The 23,967-nt window shown below is 38.1% G+C and carries 21 protein-coding genes and 1 pseudogene; 7 read left to right on the forward strand and 15 right to left on the reverse strand.

The genetic code is table 11. The annotated features are described in order from the left end of the window. Positions 1–6 precede the first annotated feature (6 nt). The 9 genes from ACI4WO_RS00005 to trmB all read right to left on the reverse strand — a co-directional run bounded on the left by ACI4WO_RS00005 (position 7) and on the right by trmB (position 12,101). A complete protein-coding gene (locus ACI4WO_RS00005; RefSeq protein ID WP_439805506.1) occupies positions 7–777 on the reverse strand; it encodes a dihydroorotate dehydrogenase electron transfer subunit in 771 nt (256 codons plus the stop codon). A 137-nt stretch (positions 778–914) separates the two neighbouring features. Then, positions 915–1,547 carry a hypothetical protein gene (locus ACI4WO_RS00010; RefSeq protein WP_439805507.1) on the reverse strand — a complete coding sequence of 211 codons (633 nt, stop codon included), beginning with the start codon at positions 1,545–1,547 and terminating at the stop codon, positions 915–917. Positions 1,548–1,613: 66 nt separating this feature from the next. Beyond that, on the reverse strand, positions 1,614–4,808 hold the full coding sequence (gene carB, locus ACI4WO_RS00015; RefSeq protein WP_439805508.1) for a carbamoyl-phosphate synthase large subunit: 3,195 nt from the start codon (positions 4,806–4,808) through the stop codon (positions 1,614–1,616). Position 4,809: 1 nt separating this feature from the next. Continuing rightward, on the reverse strand, positions 4,810–5,925 hold the full coding sequence (locus ACI4WO_RS00020) for a carbamoyl phosphate synthase small subunit (RefSeq protein ID WP_439805509.1): 1,116 nt from the start codon (positions 5,923–5,925) through the stop codon (positions 4,810–4,812). 29 nt (positions 5,926–5,954) lie between these two features. Next, positions 5,955–6,881 carry an orotidine-5'-phosphate decarboxylase gene (gene pyrF, locus ACI4WO_RS00025; RefSeq protein ID WP_439805510.1) on the reverse strand — a complete coding sequence of 309 codons (927 nt, stop codon included), beginning with the start codon at positions 6,879–6,881 and terminating at the stop codon, positions 5,955–5,957. A 17-nt stretch (positions 6,882–6,898) separates the two neighbouring features. Beyond that, on the reverse strand, positions 6,899–8,167 hold the full coding sequence (locus ACI4WO_RS00030; RefSeq protein WP_439805511.1) for a dihydroorotase: 1,269 nt from the start codon (positions 8,165–8,167) through the stop codon (positions 6,899–6,901). Then, on the reverse strand, positions 8,164–8,712 hold the full coding sequence (pyrR, locus tag ACI4WO_RS00035; protein ID WP_439805512.1) for a bifunctional pyr operon transcriptional regulator/uracil phosphoribosyltransferase PyrR: 549 nt from the start codon (positions 8,710–8,712) through the stop codon (positions 8,164–8,166). The genes ACI4WO_RS00030 and pyrR overlap by 4 nt, the downstream gene beginning before the upstream one ends. A 183-nt stretch (positions 8,713–8,895) precedes the next feature. After that, positions 8,896–11,409 carry a family 16 glycoside hydrolase gene (locus tag ACI4WO_RS00040; protein ID WP_439805513.1) on the reverse strand — a complete coding sequence of 838 codons (2,514 nt, stop codon included), beginning with the start codon at positions 11,407–11,409 and terminating at the stop codon, positions 8,896–8,898. Between the two features lie 35 nt (positions 11,410–11,444). After that, positions 11,445–12,101 (reverse strand): tRNA (guanosine(46)-N7)-methyltransferase TrmB, encoded by a 657-nt coding sequence (gene trmB / locus ACI4WO_RS00045; RefSeq protein ID WP_439805514.1) that lies wholly within the window; start codon positions 12,099–12,101, stop codon positions 11,445–11,447. Between the two features lie 146 nt (positions 12,102–12,247). Between trmB and ACI4WO_RS00050 the strand changes: the two genes are divergently transcribed. The 5 genes from ACI4WO_RS00050 to ACI4WO_RS00070 all read left to right on the forward strand — a co-directional run bounded on the left by ACI4WO_RS00050 (position 12,248) and on the right by ACI4WO_RS00070 (position 16,053). Then, the gene (locus tag ACI4WO_RS00050; protein ID WP_439805515.1) at positions 12,248–13,078 is read left to right on the forward strand and encodes an alpha/beta hydrolase; all 831 of its coding nucleotides are present in this window, start codon (positions 12,248–12,250) and stop codon (positions 13,076–13,078) included. 107 nt (positions 13,079–13,185) lie between these two features. Then, positions 13,186–14,010, forward strand: a complete 825-nt coding sequence (locus ACI4WO_RS00055; RefSeq protein ID WP_439805516.1) for a sulfide/dihydroorotate dehydrogenase-like FAD/NAD-binding protein — start codon at positions 13,186–13,188, stop codon at positions 14,008–14,010. An 18-nt stretch (positions 14,011–14,028) separates the two neighbouring features. Beyond that, on the forward strand, positions 14,029–15,414 hold the full coding sequence (gene gltA, locus ACI4WO_RS00060) for an NADPH-dependent glutamate synthase (RefSeq protein WP_439805517.1): 1,386 nt from the start codon (positions 14,029–14,031) through the stop codon (positions 15,412–15,414). A 13-nt stretch (positions 15,415–15,427) separates the two neighbouring features. Continuing rightward, positions 15,428–15,835, forward strand: a complete 408-nt coding sequence (yajC, locus tag ACI4WO_RS00065) for a preprotein translocase subunit YajC (RefSeq protein WP_439805518.1) — start codon at positions 15,428–15,430, stop codon at positions 15,833–15,835. Between the two features lie 59 nt (positions 15,836–15,894). Further along, on the forward strand, positions 15,895–16,053 hold the full coding sequence (locus tag ACI4WO_RS00070) for a hypothetical protein (protein WP_439805519.1): 159 nt from the start codon (positions 15,895–15,897) through the stop codon (positions 16,051–16,053). Positions 16,054–16,148: 95 nt separating this feature from the next. Here the strand turns inward: ACI4WO_RS00070 and ACI4WO_RS00075 are convergent, their stop codons facing one another. The 6 genes from ACI4WO_RS00075 to ACI4WO_RS00100 form a co-directional block, all read right to left on the reverse strand. Then, positions 16,149–16,586 (reverse strand): GNAT family N-acetyltransferase, encoded by a 438-nt coding sequence (locus tag ACI4WO_RS00075; protein ID WP_439805520.1) that lies wholly within the window; start codon positions 16,584–16,586, stop codon positions 16,149–16,151. Between the two features lie 76 nt (positions 16,587–16,662). Next, positions 16,663–17,532, reverse strand: a complete 870-nt coding sequence (locus ACI4WO_RS00080) for a carbohydrate ABC transporter permease (RefSeq protein WP_439805521.1) — start codon at positions 17,530–17,532, stop codon at positions 16,663–16,665. Then, the gene (locus ACI4WO_RS00085; protein ID WP_439805522.1) at positions 17,529–18,557 is read right to left on the reverse strand and encodes a carbohydrate ABC transporter permease; all 1,029 of its coding nucleotides are present in this window, start codon (positions 18,555–18,557) and stop codon (positions 17,529–17,531) included. Before ACI4WO_RS00085 ends, ACI4WO_RS00080 begins: the two co-directional genes overlap by 4 nt. 112 nt (positions 18,558–18,669) lie before the next feature. Next, positions 18,670–20,106, reverse strand: coding sequence for an ABC transporter substrate-binding protein (locus ACI4WO_RS00090; RefSeq protein ID WP_439805523.1), 1,437 nt, complete (start codon positions 20,104–20,106; stop codon positions 18,670–18,672). Between the two features lie 80 nt (positions 20,107–20,186). Continuing rightward, positions 20,187–21,197 (reverse strand): LacI family DNA-binding transcriptional regulator, encoded by a 1,011-nt coding sequence (locus tag ACI4WO_RS00095; protein ID WP_439805524.1) that lies wholly within the window; start codon positions 21,195–21,197, stop codon positions 20,187–20,189. Positions 21,198–21,557: 360 nt separating this feature from the next. Further along, positions 21,558–22,409 carry a ComEA family DNA-binding protein gene (locus tag ACI4WO_RS00100; RefSeq protein ID WP_439805525.1) on the reverse strand — a complete coding sequence of 284 codons (852 nt, stop codon included), beginning with the start codon at positions 22,407–22,409 and terminating at the stop codon, positions 21,558–21,560. Between the two features lie 228 nt (positions 22,410–22,637). Here ACI4WO_RS00100 and ACI4WO_RS00105 point away from each other — a divergent pair, with 228 nt between their 5' ends. Both ACI4WO_RS00105 and ACI4WO_RS00110 read left to right on the forward strand, forming a co-directional pair. Beyond that, entirely contained in the window at positions 22,638–23,567 is a 930-nt protein-coding gene (locus ACI4WO_RS00105) for a mechanosensitive ion channel family protein (protein WP_439805526.1), read from the forward strand. A gap of 19 nt (positions 23,568–23,586) precedes the next feature. Further along, positions 23,587–23,967: pseudogene (locus tag ACI4WO_RS00110) on the forward strand (hypothetical protein); the annotation flags it as partial.

A 23,967-nucleotide genomic window follows, 5' to 3' on the forward strand; every position in this document is an offset into this window, starting at 1 on the left:
CAGCCATTACCAGATTACCTCCTTTGCATTGAATACAGGCCCATTTTTGCAGACATGTGCAAAATGCTCCTCACCGTCTTTTTTAGTTTTGCATGCGCACACTAAACATGCACCGATTCCGCAGCCCATTCTCTCCTCAAGAGAAACTTCACAGTAAACGTTTGCCGCATCTGCCAGTGCAGCAATATTTTTAAGCATCGGCATAGGTCCACATGAATAAACTGCGTCAATGCTGCCCTGTTCCAGAAGTTCCTTCAAAGGTTCTGTAACAAAACCCTTTATTCCGGTCGAGCCGTCATCTGTGCAGAGAATTGTTTCAGCACCAGTTTTTCTGAAATCCTCCTGTAAAATAACAGCCTCAGCACTTCTGAAACCTGAAATCACCGTTGCCTTTTCACCATAAATTTTTGCCAACGGAAGCATGGGAGGAGTACCAATTCCTCCTCCTACAAGAACAACCTTTTTAAAGGATTCATCAATTGTAAATCCATGACCCAATGGTGCTAACATATCAATAAGTGTTCCCGGATTAGTTTCTGAAATCTCCTTTGTTCCCTCACCTTTTACAATAAACACGATTCTCAGCGTACCCTTATTCTTATCAATATCACATATTGAAATAGGACGTCTGAGAGTATGACCTGAAGGAAGAATATGCACAAACTGTCCCGGCTGTGCGGCTTCTGCAATTTCCGGACAAAGAATAACAATACTGAAAATATCCTTTGCCAGTGCATTATTTTCTAAAACCTGATATTTCCCCTGTGTGTATTTCATAAATCTTTCCTTTCTTATTTTAGTTTATATAGCTAAATTTCCTTACCACTATTTTTCATCATCAACCTCGTTGCTCCAATCCATCATATCAAGTATCTGCCAGAATTCATTTTCGGTCATTTTTTACCCTATTTTCTTTATTCACAATACGTCACAGAATAGATCTTATCATTAAACTTAGACATCGAAATAATATCTTTATCTTTATTTAATGGATCCATACATAAAAAGCTTTTTTCATCGGAACCAACTAAAAGGACAAAATGATAATTTCCAGATGACGGCATTTTTACCAAAACAATAGGATACACATTATTTTTAATCATATTTTCTATGTCAGTTTCATTTATATCAGAAGTATCTTTTCTGATAAATTTTCTATTCAATGCTAAACCAGCAGCGTCCCATTGAAGATTTCCCTCAGAATCATACACATTATTTTCTGAAAAGAATTCATTTAAAGTACCCGGCGTTATCTCCGGAAGCTGGCTAACAGATATTCCCTGCATTAAAAGTTCTGAAGCAATGCATGTTGTCAGGCACCCAGAATCTCCCATATGATATTCAGAATTACCCAAAGAATCATTTTTCCACAAATCATCCTTTTGATAAAAGGCAACAACATTATCAGCACTGATTTTTAAGGAAGGAATGATTGTTTTAGTATTTCTGTTTTTGTATAAATAAACTGCCATTATACCTGATACTGCAAGCACAATAATTATTACCAGTAAAATGATTATTGATTTTTTTCTTTTGATAATCTTCATTTTATCACCTGAATCATTTTTCAACTTAAACTTACGGGCGGAATAAAATTCCGCCCTTATTAAAGCTTATATCTTAGTAATATCAATCATTTCAACATCGTCAATAGATCTGTTAGTCATCAGTACATTTGCAAGAGCCTTAGCAGTATCAATTGCAGTCAGACTGCAAATTGAACGTTCTACTGATTTACGGCGCATCTTAACACTGTCTCTTGCCGGGAGTCTTCCTTTTTCAGAAGTAGAAATCACATAGTGAATTTTTCCGCTTTCAAGAAGTGATAAAACATTTGGTTCTTCCTTTTCAGAAATCTTATTTACAAGATTTGTAGCAATCATATTCTTGTTAAGCGTACTTGCAGTACCGCTTGTACCGTAAAGCTCAAAGCCCATCTGTGCAAATTTATCAGCGATAGCAATAATTTCCTGTTTATCAGTATCCCTGACAGAAATCAGTACGCCGCCCTCTTTCTTTAGATCATATCCGGCAGCAATCAGACCTTTAAGCAGTGCGTCCTCAAAAGTTTCCGCAATACCAAGGCACTCACCTGTTGACTTCATTTCAGGTCCTAACATAGTATCAACGTCCTGAAGCTTTTCAAATGAGAATACCGGAACCTTAACAGCAACATACTTGCTCTTTTTATAAAGTCCGCTTTCATAACCCTGTTCCTTAAGAGTTGAACCCAGCATAATCTTTGTTGCAATATCAACCATAGGAATTCCTGTAACCTTGCTGATATAAGGAACAGTTCTTGAAGAACGTGGATTTACTTCAATTACATATACTTCATCATTATATACTACATACTGAATATTTACAAGTCCGATAACATTAAGTTCAAATGCAAGCATTCTTGTATAATCAATAATTGTATCAACTATTTTCGGTGAAAGTGTCTGTGCCGGATATACTGAAATTGAGTCACCTGAATGAACCCCGGCACGTTCAATATGTTCCATAATACCAGGAATCAGGAAATCAGTACCGTCACAGATAGCATCAACTTCAACTTCCTTACCCATCATATATTTATCAATAAGAACAGGATTTTCAATCATTGTTCTTGTGATAATTCCCATATATTCAACTACATCCTTTTCAGAATGAGCAATTATCATATTCTGTCCGCCGAGAACATATGAAGGACGTAAAAGTACCGGATATCCCAGCTTTTCAGCAACTTCAACAGCTTCCTCAGTTGTCATTACAGTATATCCTGCCGGACGCGGAATATTGCATTTTTCAAGTAATTCATCAAATCTTTCTCTGTCTTCTGCCGCATCAATACTGTCAGCGGAAGTACCGAGAATGTTAACTCCCATATCTGCAAGATGACGGGTAAGCTTGATAGCTGTCTGACCGCCGAACTGTACAACAACGCCGTAAGGCTTTTCAGTTTCAATAATGGATTCAACATCTTCCTTTGTAAGAGGGTCAAAGTAAAGTCTGTCACCGGTATCAAAGTCAGTAGAAACTGTCTCCGGATTATTGTTGCAGATTACTGCTTCATAGCCCTCTTCTTTCAAAGCCCAGACACAGTGAACAGAACAATAGTCGAACTCAATACCCTGACCGATTCTGATAGGACCTGAACCGAAAACTATGACCTTTTTCTTTCCGCTGTCAGTTCGTTCAATAAACTGTTTTGCTTCATTTTCTTCATCGAAAGTCGAGTAGAAATACGGTGTTTCAGCTTTGAACTCTCCGGCACAGGTATCAACCATTTTGTAAACAGCTCTTTTTCTCACAGGGCATTTCTGTCCGGAAAGACGTTCAATTGTACTGTCAAGATAACCGTATTTTTTGGCAAACAGATACTTTTCTTCAGTCAGCTCACCATCTGCCAGCCATCTTTCCAGTTCCACAAGATTTTTAAGTTTTTCAAGGAACCATTCATCAATAAGGGTAACTTCATGTATCTGTTCAACTGTTACATCACGCTTTAACAGTTCATATACCTGAAAAGCTCTTTCATCATCAGCATGCACGATTTTTTGCATAAGCTCTTCTGTAGAATAGTCTTCAAATTTCTTCATATTAAGGGAATCAACGCCCAGTTCCGTTGAACGCACTGCTTTCATCATTGCCTGTTCAAAGCTTGTACCAATAGCCATTACTTCTCCGGTAGCTTTCATCTGAGTACCCAAAGTACGCTTTGCATAAACAAATTTATCAAAAGCCCATTTAGGAAATTTTACAACCACATAGTCAAGAGCCGGTTCAAAGCACGCATAGGTTTTACCGGTTACCTGATTTATAATTTCGTCAAGTGTATATCCAATGGCTATTTTTGTGGCAACTTTTGCAATCGGGTAACCTGTAGCCTTTGAAGCAAGAGCTGAAGAACGTGAAACTCTCGGATTTACCTCAATTACAGCATATTCCATTGATTCAGGGTGCAAAGCAAACTGACAGTTACAGCCGCCTTCCACCTTAAGCTCGGAAATAATATTAAGAGATGCTGTTCTGAGCATCTGGTATTCTCTGTCAGAAAGTGTAACGGCAGGAGCAATAACAATACTGTCTCCCGTATGAACGCCTACCGGGTCAAAGTTTTCCATAGAGCAGACTGTGATAACATTTCCCTTCCTGTCTCTGATTACTTCAAATTCAATTTCTTTCCAGCCGCTGATACATTTTTCAATAAGCACCTGAGTAATAGGAGAAAGTCTCAGACCGTTTTTGGAAATATCTCTGAGCTGTTCTTCATTTTCTGCAATACCGCCGCCTGTACCGCCCAAAGTAAACGCAGGACGGACAATTACAGGATAACCGATTACATTTGCAAAATCCACAGCGTCTTCAATTGTTTCAACAACCTTGGACGGTATACATGGTTCACCGATTTTTTCCATTGTATCTTTAAAAGCCTGTCTGTCCTCAGCCTTGTGAATAGTCAGAGGATCAGCTCCCAGAAGCTTTACATTATGTGAATCTAAAAATCCCTCTTCAGCAAGCTGCATTGAAAGAGTAAGACCCGTCTGTCCGCCGAGTGTGGACAAAACGCTGTCAGGCTTTTCAATTTCAATAATTCTTTTTACAACATCAAGTGTCAGAGGTTCAATATACACCTTGTCTGCCATTGCCTTGTCTGTCATAATTGTAGCCGGATTTGAGTTTATAAGAACAACCTCAAGACCCTCCTGCTTAAGCGCACGGCATGCCTGAGTGCCTGCATAGTCAAATTCGGCAGCCTGTCCGATAACAATAGGACCGGAACCTATTACAAGTACTTTTTTTATATCCTGTCTTAAAGGCATATCAGTGCATCTCCTTTTTTATTATATCAATAAATTCATCAAATAAATAGTCTGTATCCTGAGGACCGCCATGAGCTTCCGGATGAAACTGAACAGTAAAGGCATTGATTTTTTTGTATCTGATGCCCTCACATGTACCGTCATTTGCATTTACATGTGATACAACTCCGATTTCAGGATCCATGCTTTCACCAACAACTGCATAGCCATGATTCTGACTTGTTACAAAGGTTCTGTCAAGCTCTTTATCAATGACCGGCTGGTTAGCCCCTCTGTGTCCATACTTAAGCTTCTGAGTTTTTGCACCGTGGGCAAGAGCCATCAGCTGATGTCCCAGACAAATTCCGAAAATCGGAATACCAAGCTGTGCAATCTCCTTTATATTTGCAATAATTTCAGTATTCTCAGTAGGATCTCCAGGACCGTTTGAAAACATAATTCCATCAGGAGCGATTTCACGAATCTGCTCAGCGTTTGTATTCGCCGGAACTACAATAACCTCACAGCCTCTTTTAACAAGCTCTTTTCTGATGTTTCTTTTGTAACCAAAATCAAAAAGAGCAACTCTGTATTTCGGATAATCATCGTCATCTTCGCTGTAGATTCTGCGTTCATTTCCGGTAACAGTCTTAACCGCATCAGTGATTTTATAATCTTTTATCTGCTTTAAAAGCTCGTCCTTTTTTTCATAAACATTCTCAGTTGTAATAGCGCCGTTCATTACGCCTGCTTCACGGATAATTCTTGTAAGGCATCTTGTATCAATGGAATGAATACCAATAATATTCTGCTGTACAAGGAAATCGTTAATAGTTCCCTGTGAACGGAAATTGGACGGTGTATTACACCATTCTCTTACAATATATCCGCTTACATAAGATTTTGCAGATTCATAATCTTCATCATTTACACCATAATTTCCTATAAGCGGAAATGTCTGTGTAACAATCTGACCGTAATAGCTCGGATCAGTAAGTGTTTCCTGATATCCGGTAAGTCCCGTTGTAAAAACTACCTCACCGATAACAGTACCTTTTGCACCGAAACTGCGTCCTTCAAAAACAGTTCCGTCCGCCAGCAGCAGATATGCTTTTTCACTTTGATTAAATATGGACATCTAACCATTCCTTTCACAGATAATATTTACTATTTCAGATTTATATAAGATGTGATGTCTTCTCTCATTCTTATGGCTTCTCTTCTTGCAGCCTTTGCAAATTCCTTTTCAGGACAGTTTTCTTCCTTTTTATATGCACACATAACAGCTCTTGATGAATTTACAATTGCTCCCAGACCGTCCTTGTCAAATGCTCCGGCAATGCCTTTTGCACCGCCTCCCTGTGCTCCGTATCCCGGAACCAGGAACATTGTATGAGGCAGTCTCTGTCTCAGTTCGGAAAGCTGTTCCGGGTATGTAGCACCCACAACTGCACCTACTGATGAATATCCGTATTGTCCGATCTGTTCACTTCCCCACTTCTCGCACATATCTCCCATTACTGCATACACAGGAGTATTGTCAATGAGCCTGTCCTGAAGCTCACCGCTTGATTTGTTTGAAGTCTTTGCAAGAACAAATATTCCCTTATCCTTTTCCTTGCAGATTTTAAGAAGCGGATCAATACCGTCCGTACCTAAGTATCCGTTAACAGTCAAAGCATCAGCGCCGAAAGGTTCACATTCAGTATCGCCGATTAAAACGCTTCCGAGATGAGCTGCAGCATATGCTTCCATTGTAGCGCCTATGTCATTTCTTTTTCCGTCGGTTATAACAAACATACCCTTTAATTTGGCATAACGTATAGTTTTTTCCAAAGTTTTAACACCGTAATGTCCATACATTTCATAATAAGCCGCCTGTGGTTTTATTGCCGGAACTATATCGCAGATTTCATCAATAATCTTCTGATTGAATTTAAAAATTGCCTTTGCAGCAGCTTTCAAAGTCTGTCCGTCTTCTTCAAAAAAGCGGTTTTTAATGTAATCCGGAACATATTCAAGCTTCGGATCAAGTCCTACAACAGTAGGATTTTTCATATCAATAATTTTTTTAATCAATCTGTCAAATGACATTGCAATACTCCTTTATATTATTTTTCAAAATATCTGAGCTTTCCGTCTGTTATAGTGCCAATAGGCTTTCCTTTAAGCTTCATGCCCTTGAATGCTGAATTTCTTCCCTTTGATTTAAATTTGTCAGGATCAACAGTCCATTCCTTTTCAAGGTCAGTAAGCACAATATTTGCTCTGGCACCGGCATGTATTTTTTCCTCCGGCAATCCCAGAATCTGCCTTGGACGCAGAGACATCATTTCAACTACTTTTTCAAGGTTTATTTTTCCGGTATGGTAAAGTCCGGTCAGAACAGCGGCAAGAGATGTTTCAAGTCCTACTATTCCGTTAGGTGCTTTCAGAAAATCCGCCTTTTCCTCTCTGGAATGAGGAGCATGGTCGGTGACAATGCAGTCAATAGTACCGTCACAAATCCCCTCAATGATTGCATTCTTATCCTCTTCCTCACGAAGAGGCGGATTCATTCTGTAGTCAGCGTCTCTTGAAAGAAGCTTTTCATCGGTCATCATAAAGTAATGAGGACATGTTTCACAAGTTACTCTGACGCCTTCAGCCTTTGCCTTTCTTATGATTTCAACGCTTCCCCTTGTGCTGACATGGGCAATATGAATTCTGCATCCGGTTTTGGAAGCAGTAATAACTTCCCTTTCAGTAATTGAATCCTCAGATGTTCTGTCCATACCCTCAACGCCCAGAATATCTGAAATTTTCCCCTTATTTATAATACCTTTGCCGATTATTTTAAGATCCTCGCAGTGTGAAATCGTAAGCAGCCCTGCTTCATCAGCGGAAAGCATTCCATGTTTGAGCATACTCTGATTTTCAACTGGTCTTCCGTCATCTGAAACAGCAACAGCTCCGGCAGCTTTTAATTCTCTGTAATCACAAAGCTCCTCACCCTTAAGCCCAACTGTTATACATCCTACCGGATATACCTTCACGCCCGTATATTTTGCTTTTTCAATTATATAACTAATTGTTTCCGCATTATCTGCCGCAGGTTTAGTATTAGGCATACATGCAACCCCGGAAAATCCCCCGGCAAGAGCCGCAGCAGCTCCTGTTACAATATCTTCTTTATAGGTAAGTCCCGGATCTCTGAAATGAACATGCATGTCAAACAGTGCCGGCATGGCTGTAAGTCCCGTACAGTCAATAGTTTCATTACAGATGTCTGTAATTTTGTCATCTATTTCCTTTATGATACCATCGGAAATGAGAATGTCGCACTGTTTATCAAAGCCAATATCAACAGCATGAACATTTTTCAAAAGCAATAAACTCATTTTACAGTTTCCTCCGTATAATCCGAGTAAATAGCAACGCTATCGGATCCGTCTATTTCGTTTACAAATACTTTAACGCTTTCCTCACGGGAAGTCGGGAGATTTTTTCCCACATAATCAGGTCTTATAGGGAGTTCACGGTGTCCCCTGTCAACCAGTACTGCCAGCTGAATGGAACGAGGTCTTCCTCTTTCCATAATTGCGTCTATAGCAGCACGTGTACTGCGTCCGGTATAAAAAACATCATCAACAATAACAATTGTTTTATTAGTTACATCAAAATCAATTAGTGTACGGTCAGCAGTTTCCGCAGGCTTTCTGTCATCTCTGTAAGCGGTAATATCCAGAGCACCGCACGGGATTTTTTCATTTTCCAGTTCATATATCTTAGAAGCAATTCGTTCAGCAAGAGCGACGCCTCTTGAAAAAATCCCCACAATGCACAGATCTTCTGTTCCCTTGTTTCGTTCCAGAATTTCATAAGTAATTCTGGCTACGGCACGCTTTATATTATTTGCGTCCATAATCATTGTTTTTCTTTTCAATCCGTCACCCCGCAAATCAAAAAACGCTTACCTGTTTTGCTGACAGATAAGCGTGATATTATACTTATGGCTATAATTCGCCCGTAATTTTTCACACCTTGTCAACCTCGCAGGATTAACTTAAAGGTTCATTAAAAAACATTATATCATATATTAAGTCGTTTGTCCAGTTTTTTTGCAGATTTATATTTTTTTCTTTTCCGATCTGCGTTTTTTCACTTTTCTGCCAAGAAGAAAAGTGAATGCACCAGCAGCCGCCAGACCAATACCAATCATAAGCGTACTTTTCTTTAATTTCTTTACCGGTCTTTCATCTGTTTTGTCAGTAATTGCCGCACCGATTTTTCCCTTTGCAATAAGATGTGAAGAAACATTAATTCCGGCGCTGTCAAATTCAAGTTCCCCGGAAAGAACGGTAAGCTTAAGACGGTGTACCCCATCTCCTAGATTTTCTTTTGAATAAAATACCTGTCCGGCTCCGCAGTGAGCTATAAATAATCCGGCAGTCATAATTTTATTGTCAATTTCTACTTTCAGTCTGAGATTTTCAGCTCTGCCTGTCAGCGAAACAGTTTCTCCGCTGAATTCAAATTCAAAGTATTCATTTTGTCCGGAATTTGAAACACTCGTATAATTATGAAATACCGGGTCAGCGGAAATGTTTTTTGTCCAGCCTTCTGAATAGGTAAATTTACCGCAAAGGCAGTCATAATTTACGCTGTATGACGAAAAGCCAATAACCGGAGAAACAGAAAAGTTTCTGAACATATTTTTATGATATGCACTGTAAAGGCATGCACGACCCGACAAAATAATCGGTGCAGACGCAATATGTTCGCATATGAGATTTCTGTTAATATAACATCTTATTCTTCTTCCCTGAGCAGAAATTTTAAGCTGATTCCATTCTGAAGGCATTATTGTTTCTGACGTTTCTTCTTCCAGAACTTCATCCATATAACGAAGCTGCCAGCGGCAGTCAGAATATATTCTCAGCTGATATCCGCATTCGCCTGAATCTGTAATCAATGCGCTGCGGTTATACCTCAGTCCGACTCCCAGATAATTATTTTCGGAACAGTCATCAAATTTTACTTCTGCCCTTACTGAATAGTCAGCCCATGAATCGTCACCAAGAATTATTGACGGACGGTTTTTTTCTGCATCACAGCATTCTGACAAAGCATTCTGAACCAAAACCTTTCCGCCTTCAGCAGAAATAATTTCAAACTTTCCATAAGGAGTACATGAATAAAAAGGCTTTCCGTTTCTTTCATCTGAAATTTCATCACTGTAATTAAAATTATCAGTATAAGGAAGCGGCAGTACCTTATTGACAAATCCGCACTTTTTAACGCTTTCAGTTCCGTTAACATTATCAACCGGCATTGTAGTACATGTCATGACTGAAAAGGGTTTGACTTCAAGTGTATAGCAGCAGCCATCAGCATTTTCTGCAGGCATAATTTTATCAACAACTCTGAACCAGTTCACTGAGTAACCATCACAGCCTTCCGGACCTCTGGTTTCAACACAGTGAACAAATTCATCCGATTTATCTGTATTGCGGACACATATATTGTATTTTCTCGGCTTATCAGAATCATTGACAAAAATAACCGTATAATCTCCGTCATCAGAAATAAACGCCGCATATTCCCCTGAATATATGCCGGATTCGCAGACAGCATATTTCCATCCCGGTTCAGTAAAGTGAGTAATATGTGCCGCACCCCACAAACCTGCATCATAAGAATAATGTCCTGACCATGGAGTTTCAGCTTTCACCAGACCTCCCAGAGAACACTCCGTTGAAAAGTTTGCCGAAACAGCCGGATCATATTCATACATTGATGAATACTTATTAAAGCAGAATATGATATTATCCATCATATCTGTCAAAGAATTTTTTCCGGTTATTCCTGTACCGTCCGCATTAACAGAAAACTCCGGAACTGTTTCCATATGCTTTCCGTCACAGTACCATATTTCCTTATGATATTTTTCATTCAGCAGTTTAATATTTTCATTGCTGTAAATTATACCGTATCCAATAACGCTTACAGCATTTCTGAGTTCTTCGTCTGTTAACATTCCGGAAGATATTATTCCCTCCGGAGTATCATAAACGGCAGTTTTTATTTTGCTGTAATCATAGTTTGCAAGAAGTTCATTTTTTAAGCGATTACTCAGGTATTTTATAAATCCCGAAATATGTTCACAGGATTTATCTGCACCAAAGCTTATATAATCAGCCTTCAGTCCGTACTTTTCAAAAGCAGCACCCAAAACTCCCCTGCATAATTTATATCCTTCTTCAAAAGCTTCCTCAGAATTATTTCCGGAAATATTCTCAGGCAAAACAAAATGAAATTCAACTGTAATATCAGGATTGATTTTTGTTGCATCAGCCGCAAGAATAAAACCGGAATTTCCGGTAATATCATGCTTTCCATTTTCAATCAAATTTACATCTCCGCTGTATTCAACTCTGATATGAGAAAGACCAGCACCATAATTTTTTCTGAAAAGAAGCTCTGTTATTTCCTGATACGCTTCTGGCTGCTTCATCTTATAATCAGCAAGTAAACCTGAAGAACTGTCTGAAATTACTGCACCAAGTCCCCTGAAACGGCATGCCGGACTGTTTCCATATAAATTCCCGTCAATAACAATTTCCCTCAGGACATTGTTCATCTGCAAATCTCCTCCTTTTTTAAATTCAGAGCATGTCAATGTGCTCTTCCGGCAATGAGAAATTTTATTTTCTTTCCCTCCTGAGTAAACATTTTTTCATGTTCTGTCACATAATTATTTTCCTGATATTCACTATTATGAAGATCAGATGTTTTGTATTTTATTTCAAATCCTGCGTCTTCAAAATACTGAAATGACTCTTTGAAAAGATCATCATCATCTGTTTTAAACCATATTTCACCGTTTAAAAATGTCTTGTATTTTTCAAGCTGACGAATATGAGTAAGGCGTCTTTTTTTATGCTTGGGCTTTGGCCACGGATTACAGAAATTAATATATATTCTGTCAATTTTATCCTCCGGACCAAAAACATTATCTATCTGTTCAACATTTTTTATAAATATCCTCACATTGTCAAGAGGCATATTTTTCTCTTTATAAGCTTCTTCCAGCTTTCGTTTTGCCAGCACAAGCATTTCATTTTTTATATCAACAGCTATGTAATTTATTCCCGGATTATCCGGAGCTGCCTGTGAAATAAATCCGCCCTTTCCGCATCCAAGCTCCAGATACAGCGGAGCATCATTTTTAAATTCCTCTCTCCATTTGTTTTTCATCTGTTCAGGCTCATTTATACAAAAATCGCACGCTTCCAGTTCAGGCTTTGCCCATGGTTTGCATCTTATTCTCATTGTAAACTCCTTTTTATCTCTTTTTTCTTATTATAGCATAAAATCATAAAAATATCACCTGTTTTTCAATAAAATTATATTGACAGATGTCAAAGCAATGGTATAATATTAATGAATGTATACCATAAATAAAGGAATGACTTATTATGAATGATTTTTTTAAGAATATTCCATATAAAAAAGTCGGGATAAATCCGGATGGTTTAACACCTGTTTTAGAACCTGTAGTTTTAAAACCGTCTAAGGAAATCGGACTAAGAAAACGTCCGGCAGTCATAATCTGTCCCGGAGGAGGATATAAATTTCTCTCAGACCGTGAAACAGAACCTGTTGCAATGAGGTTTGCATCTTTCGGAATAAATTCGTTTATTCTCCGGTACAGTACCTCTGTCAGATTTCCGGCTGCATTGATGGAACTTGCTTCGGCAGTAAGATATGTAAGAGAAAATGCAGAACAATTTGATATCGACCCCGATAAAATTCTCGTCTGCGGATTCTCTGCCGGCGGACACCTTGCAGCAAGCCTCGGAACACTGTGGAACAGTGAATACCTCAAAAATATTTTGGGTAATACTGACATTTGCAGACCTGACGGCATGATACTTTCTTATCCGGTCATAACCACGGGAAAATACCGCCATCAGGGTTCTGTTGACAGTATTCTTGGGGAAAAACCATCTGAGGAAATGTTAAAGCTCGTTTCCCTTGAAAATCAGGCAGATGACAAAACTCCCAAAACATTTATATGGCACTGTGCAGACGATAAAAATGTACCGGTTGAAAATACTCTTGATTTTGTAAAAGCATTAAGTTGTCACAATATTTCTTTTGAGTGCCATATATTCCCGCAGGGCGGTCACGGTCTTGCTCTGTCAGATGAATCCACAGCCGGACGTGAAAGCCATATAAACCCTGTATGTGCTCAGTGGGCAGAGCTTGCTCTAAACTGGGTAAAAAGAGAATTTATGAACAGATAATTTGCTCCATATTTTGTTATTTTTTATGATTTATACTGATACTTGCAAAAACATTCTGTTTATGCTATAATGTTTTTTACTGAAATAAATTATAGGAGAGAGTAAAAATGTTTAAAATAGTTAACAAGCGTGTGCTTAATCCATCGGTTGTTTTAATGGATATTGATGCTCCTTTTATTGCTAAAAAGGCAAAAGCAGGTCAGTTTATAATATTCAGAATCGACGAACATGGCGAAAGAGTACCGCTGACAATTGCAGATTATGATCGTGAAAACGGAACTATTACAATTATTTTCCAGATAGTAGGAAAATCTACAGAACGTCTGGCACAAATGAACGCCGGAGATTCTCTGCTTGACGTTGCCGGTCCTCTGGGCATTCCTACACACATTGACGAAAATGCAAAGAAAGTTTGTGTAATCGGCGGCGGTGTCGGATGCGCAATTGCATATCCTCAGGCAAAAGAACTGTTCCAGAGAGGAATTGAAGTTGATGTTATTGCTGGTTTCAGAAGCCGTGACATTGTTATTCTTGAAGATGAATTCAAGAAAACCTGCAATAATCTTATCGTCTGTACTGATGACGGAAGCTATGGCAAAAAAGGTTTTGTAACAGATGCTCTCAAGGAACAGATTGAACAGGGCAGCAAATACGATGCAGTTATTGCAATTGGTCCTGTTCCAATGATGAAATTTGTATGTGCAGTTACAAAACCGTATGATATCAAAACTATCGTCTCTTTGAATCCTATAATGATCGACGGTACAGGAATGTGCGGCGGATGCCGTGTAACTGTAGGCGGAAAAATCAGATACGCCTGCGTTGACGGTCCTGATTTTGATGGTCACGAAGTTGATTTTGATGAGCTTATGAAAAGAAATTCTACATACAAAGAGCAGGAACATGCCTGCCGTATGCTGAATATGAAATAATACGGGAGGTACACTACAATGGCAAATATGGCATTAAATAAGGTTCCTATGCCTGAACAGGATCCAAAAGTCAGAGCAAGAAATTTTGAAGAAGTAACAAAAGGATATACAAAGGAAATGGCTATGGAAGAGGCTTCACGCTGTTTAAACTGCAAGAATAAGCCTTGTGTTTCCGGATGTCCTGTAGGTGTAAGAATTCCTGAATTTATAGAACAGGTTGCTAAAGGCGATTTTGAAAAGGCTTATGAAATTATTACATCTACAAACTCTCTGCCGGCTGTCTGCGGACGTGTTTGTCCTCAGGAAAATCAGTGTGAAGGTAAATGTGTAAGAGGCATCAAGGGCGAACCTGTTGGCATCGGACGTCTTGAAAGATTTGTTGCTGATTATATGATGAACAAAGGAAATGCTTCCCCTCAGAAACCTGAATCAAACGGACATAAGGTCGCTGTTGTCGGTGCAGGTCCTGCAGGACTCACATGTGCCGGAGATCTTGCAAAGCTGGGCTATCAGGTTACGATTTTTGAAGCATTCCATACTGCCGGAGGCGTTTTAATGTATGGTATCCCTGAATTCAGACTTCCTAAAAATATAGTTCAGAAAGAAATCAAAAAGCTTAAAGATATGGGTGTTGAAATCATGCAGGACATGGTTATCGGCAAGGTTCTTTCTGTTGAAGAAATAATGGAAATGGGATATGAAGCTGTATTTATCGGTTCAGGTGCCGGACTTCCAAGATTTATGGGAATTGAAGGCGAATCACTAATCGGTGTATGCTCTGCAAACGAATATCTCACAAGAATAAACCTTATGAAGGGTTATCTTGACGAATATGACACGCCGGTTATCAAATCTAAATCAGTAGCAGTAGTAGGCGGCGGAAATGTTGCTATGGATGCTGCAAGAAGTGCACTGAGAATGGGTGCTGAACATGTTTATATTGTTTACAGACGCTCTGAAGAAGAAATGCCGGCAAGAAAAGAAGAAGTACATCATGCAAAAGAAGAAGGCGTTGAATTCCTGAATCTTAACAATCCGGTCAAAATTGTCGGTGATGAAAACGGAAGAGTCTGCGCAATGGAATGCATCAAAATGGAACTTGGTGAACCTGATGAAAGCGGAAGAAGAAGTCCTAGTCCAATTGAAGGTTCAAATTACATGCTGGATGTTGATACAGTTATTATGTCTATAGGTACTTCTCCAAATCCTCTTATCCGTACTACTACTCATGGTCTTGAAGCCAACAAAAGAGGTTGCCTTATCGTAAATGAGGACATGCTTACTACAAAAGAAGGCGTTTATGCCGGCGGCGATGCAGTTACAGGTGCTGCTACTGTTATTTTAGCAATGGGTGCAGGTAAAACTGCAGCAAAATCCATTGATGAATATATAAAATCAAAATAACGGAGGGTATTTCATGCAAGAAATTTTCGGTTCATTGGCATTAATGTCAAATAACAGCGCATCAACAGGAAGTGTACTTACTTCTATAGTACTTCCAATGGTTCTTATCATTGTTTTCTTCTATTTTCTTTTAATAAGACCCCAGAAGAAAAAAGACAAAGAAGCTAAAACAATGCGGGAAAATATTCAGATCGGTGATGAAATTATGACAATCGGCGGTATCGTCGGAATTGTTGTTAGAAAAAGCGAAGATACCGTGGTAATAGAAACCGGCGGTGACAAAAGTAAACTTCGCATAAAGAACTGGGCAGTTCAGGAAAATCTTACAGTTACTGAAAAAGCAAATGCAGCTAAGGCTGCAAAAGCTGCCGAAATTGTTGAAGCAAGAAAAAAGAAAAAAGAGCAAAAAAATAATAAATAATTTTACGCCCTGCTAAGTTACCAAAATTTAGCAGGGCGTTTTTTCAGGAGTTTTAACTTATGACAGAAAAGAAAAAATATGTTAGTGCAGAAATTGAAGTTATTTATTTTCAGGACAACGACATTATTATGACATCATTGGATCTTCCGGAAGTTGAAATTCAAAGTAATATATATGAAGAATCCGAAACAAATCCAAAATCACAATTTATGGTATAAAATCAGATTTTCAAATCAACAAAGGAACGTTTTCACATGCAAAGCGTTCCTTTTTTTAATTCAAATATATGACTGTAGTATAATTTAAAATTTAATTATTTCAATATTTCCATTTGTTCATACGTCAAATCTTTAAAACCTTTAGAAATATACAGTTTTTTAGCTCTTTTATTGGATTCTGTTACTTCAAGTCTGAAACGTGCAGCATCATTATACTTTTCCACAACAAAATCAATCAGATCTGAACCTACTCCCCTTCCTCTGAATTCCGGATCAACATAAATCTCATCAAGCCATACTACCATTCCGCCTGCTTCATTTGAGTATGTAAATGCAAGCAAAATATATCCGGCAATTTTACCATCAATCTCGTATATGAATGATTTTGTAAATTCTGAACCACTAATAAGCAATTCAAATGTTTTCAAAATATAACTTTCTGGTATTTCATGATCAACACAATCCATATTATAAAAATCTTTACACATAATTAAAAACTTATCTTTATCATTGACATTAATTTCTCGTATCACAATTTCACCTTCTATACAAAACAGCAAGTGAAATAAATTCACTTGCTGTTAAATTTAAAATTCAATTATACAAATATTATTCCTTAACACCGCCAAGTGCAACGCCTTCAACAATAAAACGTGAGAAAATAAGGTAAATGATAACGACTGGAATAATAGATAATGCAATACCTGCATAAATTACACCATAGTCAGCAATCTTATCATTAGACTTCAGCATGTTAATCATCATTGGCATTGTCAATTGATTAAACTTACGTGATGTAAGAATCATAGATGGCTGATAGAAATTGTTCCAGTTTGCAACAAAAGCAAAAATTGCCTGTACTGCAATAGCCGGTTTCATCATAGGAATAGCAATTGTTAAGAATGTTCTGAATTCTCCACAACCATCTATTCGAGCCGCTTCGACAATATCAAGCGGGAATGATGATTTAAGATATTGTCTCATAAAGAATACAATAGGTGGAGCAGCAATTGTAGGAACAATCAGTGGAATGAATGAGTCATTAAGACCTAACTTTATCATGAACTGCAAGAAACCAACAGATGTTACCTGCATAGGAACCATCATAACTGCCAGAATAAATGTAAAAGCAGGACCTTTGAGTTTGAAATCGTAAACTACCAGACCATAAGCTGTAAGAGCTGAGAAAAATACGCTCAGAACTGTAGAACAAATAGCTATAATAGCACTGTTCTTAAAACCAACAAATGGATCAAATTGATATAAACCATTTGTCATAAGTTCTTTAATATTTCTTACCAATTGATCACCAGGAATAAATGAAACAGAACTGATAATGTCAACATGCTTTCTTGTAGCATTAATTATAAGTATATAAATAGGTAAAAGACATATTAATGTTAACAACACACAAACAATAAACAGAACTATAGATTTAGCACGGAGTTTCGCTGTATAATTATCCTTTGCCTTACTCATATATCCATACCTCCTAATTGTTTCTGCTTAGCTTTTAAAGCCTTCATGTTAGCTTTTCTTTCTTTTTTCTTCGCAATCTCATCAGTATCACGATTCATATAGAAAGTAACAGAACCAAGTAAAATTGTAATCAGGAAGAGAATAACAGATGCTGCTGCTGAAAATCCACAGTTTGGAGTTGGCATTTTTTCACGGAAATGTTCGTAAATAAATACTGCAACAGTCTTTGTGTATAAGTTTCTCTGTGTACCCTTTGTATACATATAAGGGATATCAAACATCTGCAAGCCACCGATCATTGATGTAACCAGTGTATAGAGCATCATAGGTCTGAGAAGCGGCAAAGTAATCTTTCTGAAAATCTGACCGCTGCTTGCACCGTCTATATTTGCAGCTTCAAATAATGATGGATTCAATCCCATGATACCTGACATAAGCATAATCATAGTATTACCGAACCACATCCAACACTGAATAAACATTATCATGCCTCTTGACTGCCATACACCTGTTACGAACTTGATTGGTTCATTAATAATTCCTGCACTTAAAAGAAGATTGTTTATCGGACCATATTTGGATTCTGCAAACAATGACAGAAACAATGCTGCAACAGAAGCAGCAGTAATAATGTTAGGCATGTACATTACTACTTTAAAAAATCCTTTACCTCTGATCTTCAGTTTTGCGTCAGTAAACCAAGCTGCTAGAGCAAGAGAAATAATAATCTGCGGAATAAAGTTACCGATCCAGACAATAAATGTATTTCCTAATGTCTGGAAAAAGGTTTCATGAATAGCTGAAGATGTACGTCCCATACCAGTACCAAACAAAAGTGCCTGGAAATTTCCGAGACCTACAAATTCATCGACTTTCTTACCGTTTCCATATACGGAAAGAATAAATGTGTTAATCAAAGGCCATAGCTGAAAAAAACAATACACCAAAAAGAAGGGTAAAATAAAGAAATAACCGTATTTTGCATAGCTTATTGAACGGATTTTTCTTTGTGCAGCAGATGCCATAAAGTACACCTCTCTCTAAGAAATCAGATTAATAATACATGTATACGGGATGGTTTAATAACCCATCCCGTAGGCATGATGTAAAAAATAATGAAAAATCAAATAAATTTAATTATTCAACAGTGATATCTGTAACGCTTTCAGCTACTCTATCCTTGAAGTCTTCGATACAAGCGTTAGCATCAGCTGTTTCACCTGCACAGTAAGCATTTACTGCATCCAGGAATGCCTGCTTGATAGAAGCATCATATGGTGTGATAAGTCCGTTCAGATCGATTGACTTAGCAGCTTCGTGAAGAACTGCAAACTGATCCTGACCACCGAGAAGAGGATTGCTGTTTGAACCTTCGTCAACAATCTTCTGCATTACGTTCATATTGTTAACGTATTCAGGCTTGCCAAGTGCATATTTCTCCATAGATGTTTCATCAATTGTGAAGTAGTTGATGAAGTTTGCAGCCATGTCAGCGTTGTCTGTCTTAGGTGATACACAGATCCATGTACCGCCCCAGAAGTAAGGTGTAGGACCCTGGCAAACATTCCACTTACCATATGTAGCGCCGCCTTCGCCGCCTGCTGCTGAAAGAAGGATGGATTCGCCGAAGCCCCATGTAGATACAAAGTAACCCATTGTATCATCTGTCTGACCTGCAGCCTTCCATTCGTCTGTCCACTGATTAAGTTCTGTTACATAACCATTGTCTCTCATGTTCTTAGCAAGATCAATAAATGTGTTGCAGAAATCATCGATCTGGAGAGTATCGTCTACAACCCAAGGTGTGGATCTGTTTGCAGCAAATGCCTGCCAGATACCGCCAAGTGTTGTTGTCAGAGCTGTCTTGTTGCCTGAAGCCTCATAAACTTCCTTAGCTGTTGCCTGGAATGCATCCCAGTCAGAAACCTTTGCCTGCATTTCTTCAGGGGACTTAACTCCAAGGTAAGTATCAGCAAGGTCTGTTCTGTAGCACCAACCGCCAGGAGCAGCCTGCCATGAAACGCCCTTGATTACACCATTAGAATCTTTACCGATATCCATTGTGTAAGCATACTGACCTGCGAATGAATCATCTGTGAAACCAAGGTCAGACATAGGAGCTGTTGCAGAGTCATCATTGATGTACTTAAGAGCCCAGTCAGCTTCAACCATGAAGATATCAACATCGTCGCCGCCGAGGAAGTACTGATCATACTGTGCAGAAGCTTCACCGCCGCCAACACCGAAGTTTACGAAATTAATCTGATCGTCTGTGTAGCCTGTGTCGCCCTTCCACATATCGAGCATTGCATTAACGTCATCAGGTGTCCAGCAAAGGATTGTCAGCTTGTCGCCGCCTGTTGGCAGAGTGCCTGAATATGTGAAATCGCCTGTTGCAGCTTCTGCTTCTGAAGATTCGCCTTCTGCTGCTGAAGATTCAGCTTCTGAAGATGAAGATTCAGCTTCTGAAGATGATGATGAAGATGAGCTGCTGTCATCGCCGCATCCTACAAATGCTGTTGCAGAGATTGCAAGTGTAGCAACCAGTGCCAATGTTCTTTTTAACTTGTTCATGGGTAGTTTTCCTCCTTAAAAATCATATTATATTTTAGTATTTAAAATATAATAAGCTTGTTTGATTTATTTGAAAACTGTCAAATGTGCTTGACAGTATTTCCCTTGATTAAATGGCCGCTTATTTCAATGTTACGCTGATTTTCCGGAATTTCTTCTTTTTTAATTATCTTTATCAGCAGATCAGCGGCCGCACGTCCGATTTCGTAAGTATTCTGACTGAATGTTGTAAGACTCGGTGTAATAAGCTGAGTCATCTGTATTCCGTCATAACCTGCGATTGAAATATCGTCCGGTACTGTTTTTCCGACTTCTTTGGCAGCATTCAGCGAACCGATAGCAGCTAAATCATCAGGAACAAGAATACAGGTAGGCGGATCATAAAGACCTAGCATTTCAAGCGTAAGCTTTTGTGTAATCACAGTATCAAGATGCTTTCCCTGCTTTAAATAATCCGGCTGTACCTGAAGCCCCAGTTCTTTCATCGTATCAAGATAAGAGTTCAGCCTGATAGTTGTAACCTGCGAACTGTCACCGTAAATATAAGCAATTTTTGTATGCCCGCATTCATAAGCATAATTCACAAGTGTTCTGATGCCTTCTGAATTATCTGATGAAACCGAATAATGATCTTCGCTTTTAAAATCAATAGAAACTAATGGAATTTCACTGTCCATAAGTTCCCTGACTTCATTCCCGTAAAAATCCACGCAGGCTGCAAGCACACCATCAACCCTTCTGTAAATACAGTGTTCATAGCATGACATTTCACTGCCGCCTATCTGACCGCCAATAAAAGTAATATCATACCCTTGTTTTTCTGCTTCCACACGGAAACCGTCCAGCACTGCGGAAAAAAAGCAGTGAGTCAGTCCGCTTTTAGCCTTGTCATCAAGTAAAACACCGATATTGTAAGTTTTGTTTGTTTTAAGTGCTCTTGCCTGAGCGTTCGGAAAATATCCCAGACGTTTTGCAGTATCGCATACAAGTTTTTTCGTTGCAGCGCCAACATCACTGTGATTATTAAGCGCCTTGCTTACAGTAGCAATCGAAACGCCGCATTCCTCAGCAATGGTTTTTATTGACACCATTATGTATCCATCGCCTTTCATCACGTTCCAACTGAAAAAGATTTCACAGCCGCAACATGTGAAAATGGAAAAATTTTAGAACGCTTTCGTATCAATAATATACAATACTCACAAGAAAAAGTCAATGCTTAATACCAATCCTTAATATTTTTTTAGCGAATTTAACATTTTTTGAACTCAAAATTTGGTTAAATTAACGAATATATAGTGCCTTTCAACATATAGTTACAAAACGGTAAAAACATTTATTTTAGATAAATTTAATATAAAATAAATATTTTTTGTTGCTTTTACACATTTATTTTTAATTTTCTTTTATACCTGTTAATAATAACGTACATTTCATTAAAATTATAACTATTATTCTTCCTTTTTTACATAAACATAATCAAGAATCGCAGCAAGCTTGCTTTCCGTCATATTCTCCGCATACAGCAGTTCATACACATGAGAAAAGCTTTTGATAGCAGTTCTTAATGAAACAATATTCTCAGCGGTTTCCCTGTCAATTCCCGGAAGCTTTTCAAAATCTGAAACCGAGGCAGTATTTATATCCAGAACCGGTATAGTAAACTCTGTGGTTTCCTGCACATAATTTTCAGTAATAACAGGTTTGTCCGTCACCGTCTGCGGATTCTCCTGATACTGCTGCGTAATTTCCTCCTCCGCAGCAACATCCTGATCCTGCTGTTGCTGAATCACTGCATAATCCTCTGCTGAAATTGTTACATATATATGCTCACGAATATCATTATATGTTTTTTCACCTATTCCGTTTACATTCATTATATCGCAGGTCTGCAAAAACGGTCCGTAATTATTTCTGTATTCAATTATCTTTTCTGCTGTAGCATAGCCTATTCCTTTAAGCTTTACGAGTTCTTCCACACCTGCCTGATTCAAATCCAGATATACATATTCTTCAGCTGTTGTTTCTTTTACCGGTTCTGTTACTGATTTTACTGTTGTTGCTTTTCTGCTGCGGGATTGTTTTTCAGCAGAAGAAACACTGGTTGCTGCAATAGTCTGAACAGAAGTTTCAGTTATTGGTTCAGAGGTTTTCTCGTAAGCCGCCTGAGTTTCCCAGAATTGATAATTTCCAGTTATTTCCGGATCTTCCTTTTTATTTTCCTTTGAAGAAAGAATCAATGCAAGAGAAAAAATCAGAATGACAGATACTGAAAAATATATTGCCGCTTTTGTTTTATTCATAAAAAATCATCATTTCTTTTAAACAAAGCATCTGACAGCCTCCGGAATACATATAATAAAACAGTTGGGTGAAATTTAAGCCTATAATACTATTCGACAAATTTCGACATTATTTTAACCCCGGAATAAAATTTTATTTTTTTGCCAGCTTCAAATGCATTGACTTTTTTCGTACATGGAAATATAATAAATAAAAACAGTAATTTTTATATGGAGGATTTTTTACTTATGACAACCACTGCGGTTACTGATATTATCAGTCAAACAACCAATACAGAAGCTTCAACTGTTACTGATTCAATTGAAGAAATAATTTCGAGTGCCATGAACAGCTCTGCCACTGAAACGGACAAGCTGCAGATCATCATGAGTGCTATCGGAAACAAGCTTAAAGCCTCAATTCCTGATTTAATCATGGCCATTGTCGTTTTTTTTGCCGGAATAGTGATCACAAGAATAATTCTGAGAATTTTCGGGAAATGCATGTCAAAGGCAAATGCCGATATGGCTGCAACATCTTTTCTTAAATCCCTTCTTAAAATTCTTCTATATATTATAGATATAATAATAACACTTTCCATTTTAAACATTCCAATGACTTCCATTATCGCCGTTTTAAGCGCTGCCGGACTGGCTGTAGGTCTGGCACTTCAAAACAGCCTTTCAAATCTCGCCGGAGGATTCATAATACTATTTTCAAAGCCATTCAAAGCTGGAGATTTTGTAGAAACAAATTCAGCTTCCGGTACAGTTGAAAGTATAAATATTCTTTACACAAAAATACTTACAGTTGACAATAAAACTGTTTATATACCAAACGGAAAGGTTGCCGATTCCCAGATTGTAAATTACAGTGAACAAAATAAACGGCGTGTAGACATGGAATTCGGTATAAGCTATTCAGATGATATTGAACGTGCCAAAGAGCTGATTTTAAAGCTTGCCAGTGAACATGAACTTATTTTAAACGAACCGGAACCGCCTTTTGTAAGGCTTGGGGTTCAGGCGGAAGACAGTCTTCAGATTATCGTACGTGTCTGGACAGCAACCGAAAACTACTGGCAGGTTAAATTTGATTTCGTTGAAATGGTAAACAATGCATTTGCCGAAAATCATATTACTATACCGTTCAGACAGCTGGACGTACATATATCATAAAGGAGCTTATTTTATATAAATGAACAATGAAAGAATACAAAACGAACCAGATGTCACAGTCCGGCCGCCGGTTAAAAAAAAGAGAAAAAGCAAAAGCGGCTGTGCTTCAAGGCTTGCAAAGCTGATACTTATAGTGTTTATAATATGGTGGTTTAACAATTGTACTCTTAAGACTACCAAAGCAGAATTAAAATCGGACAAAGTTAACAATGAAATAAAAATAGCAGTACTCAGCGACCAGCATGCTTCAGATAAGCCTTTTGCAATAAGCAATAAGCGAATTATAAATAAAATCAAAAAAATGAATCCGGATGTTGTCTGTGTTCTTGGCGATATGCATTCAAGTGATGCCACAGATACTGAAAAACAGATTTCAATGGATCTTATGACAGATATAATA

It is taken from the genome of Porcipelethomonas sp., assembly GCF_051893655.1.
Taxonomy (GTDB): domain Bacteria; phylum Bacillota; class Clostridia; order Oscillospirales; family Ruminococcaceae; genus Porcipelethomonas.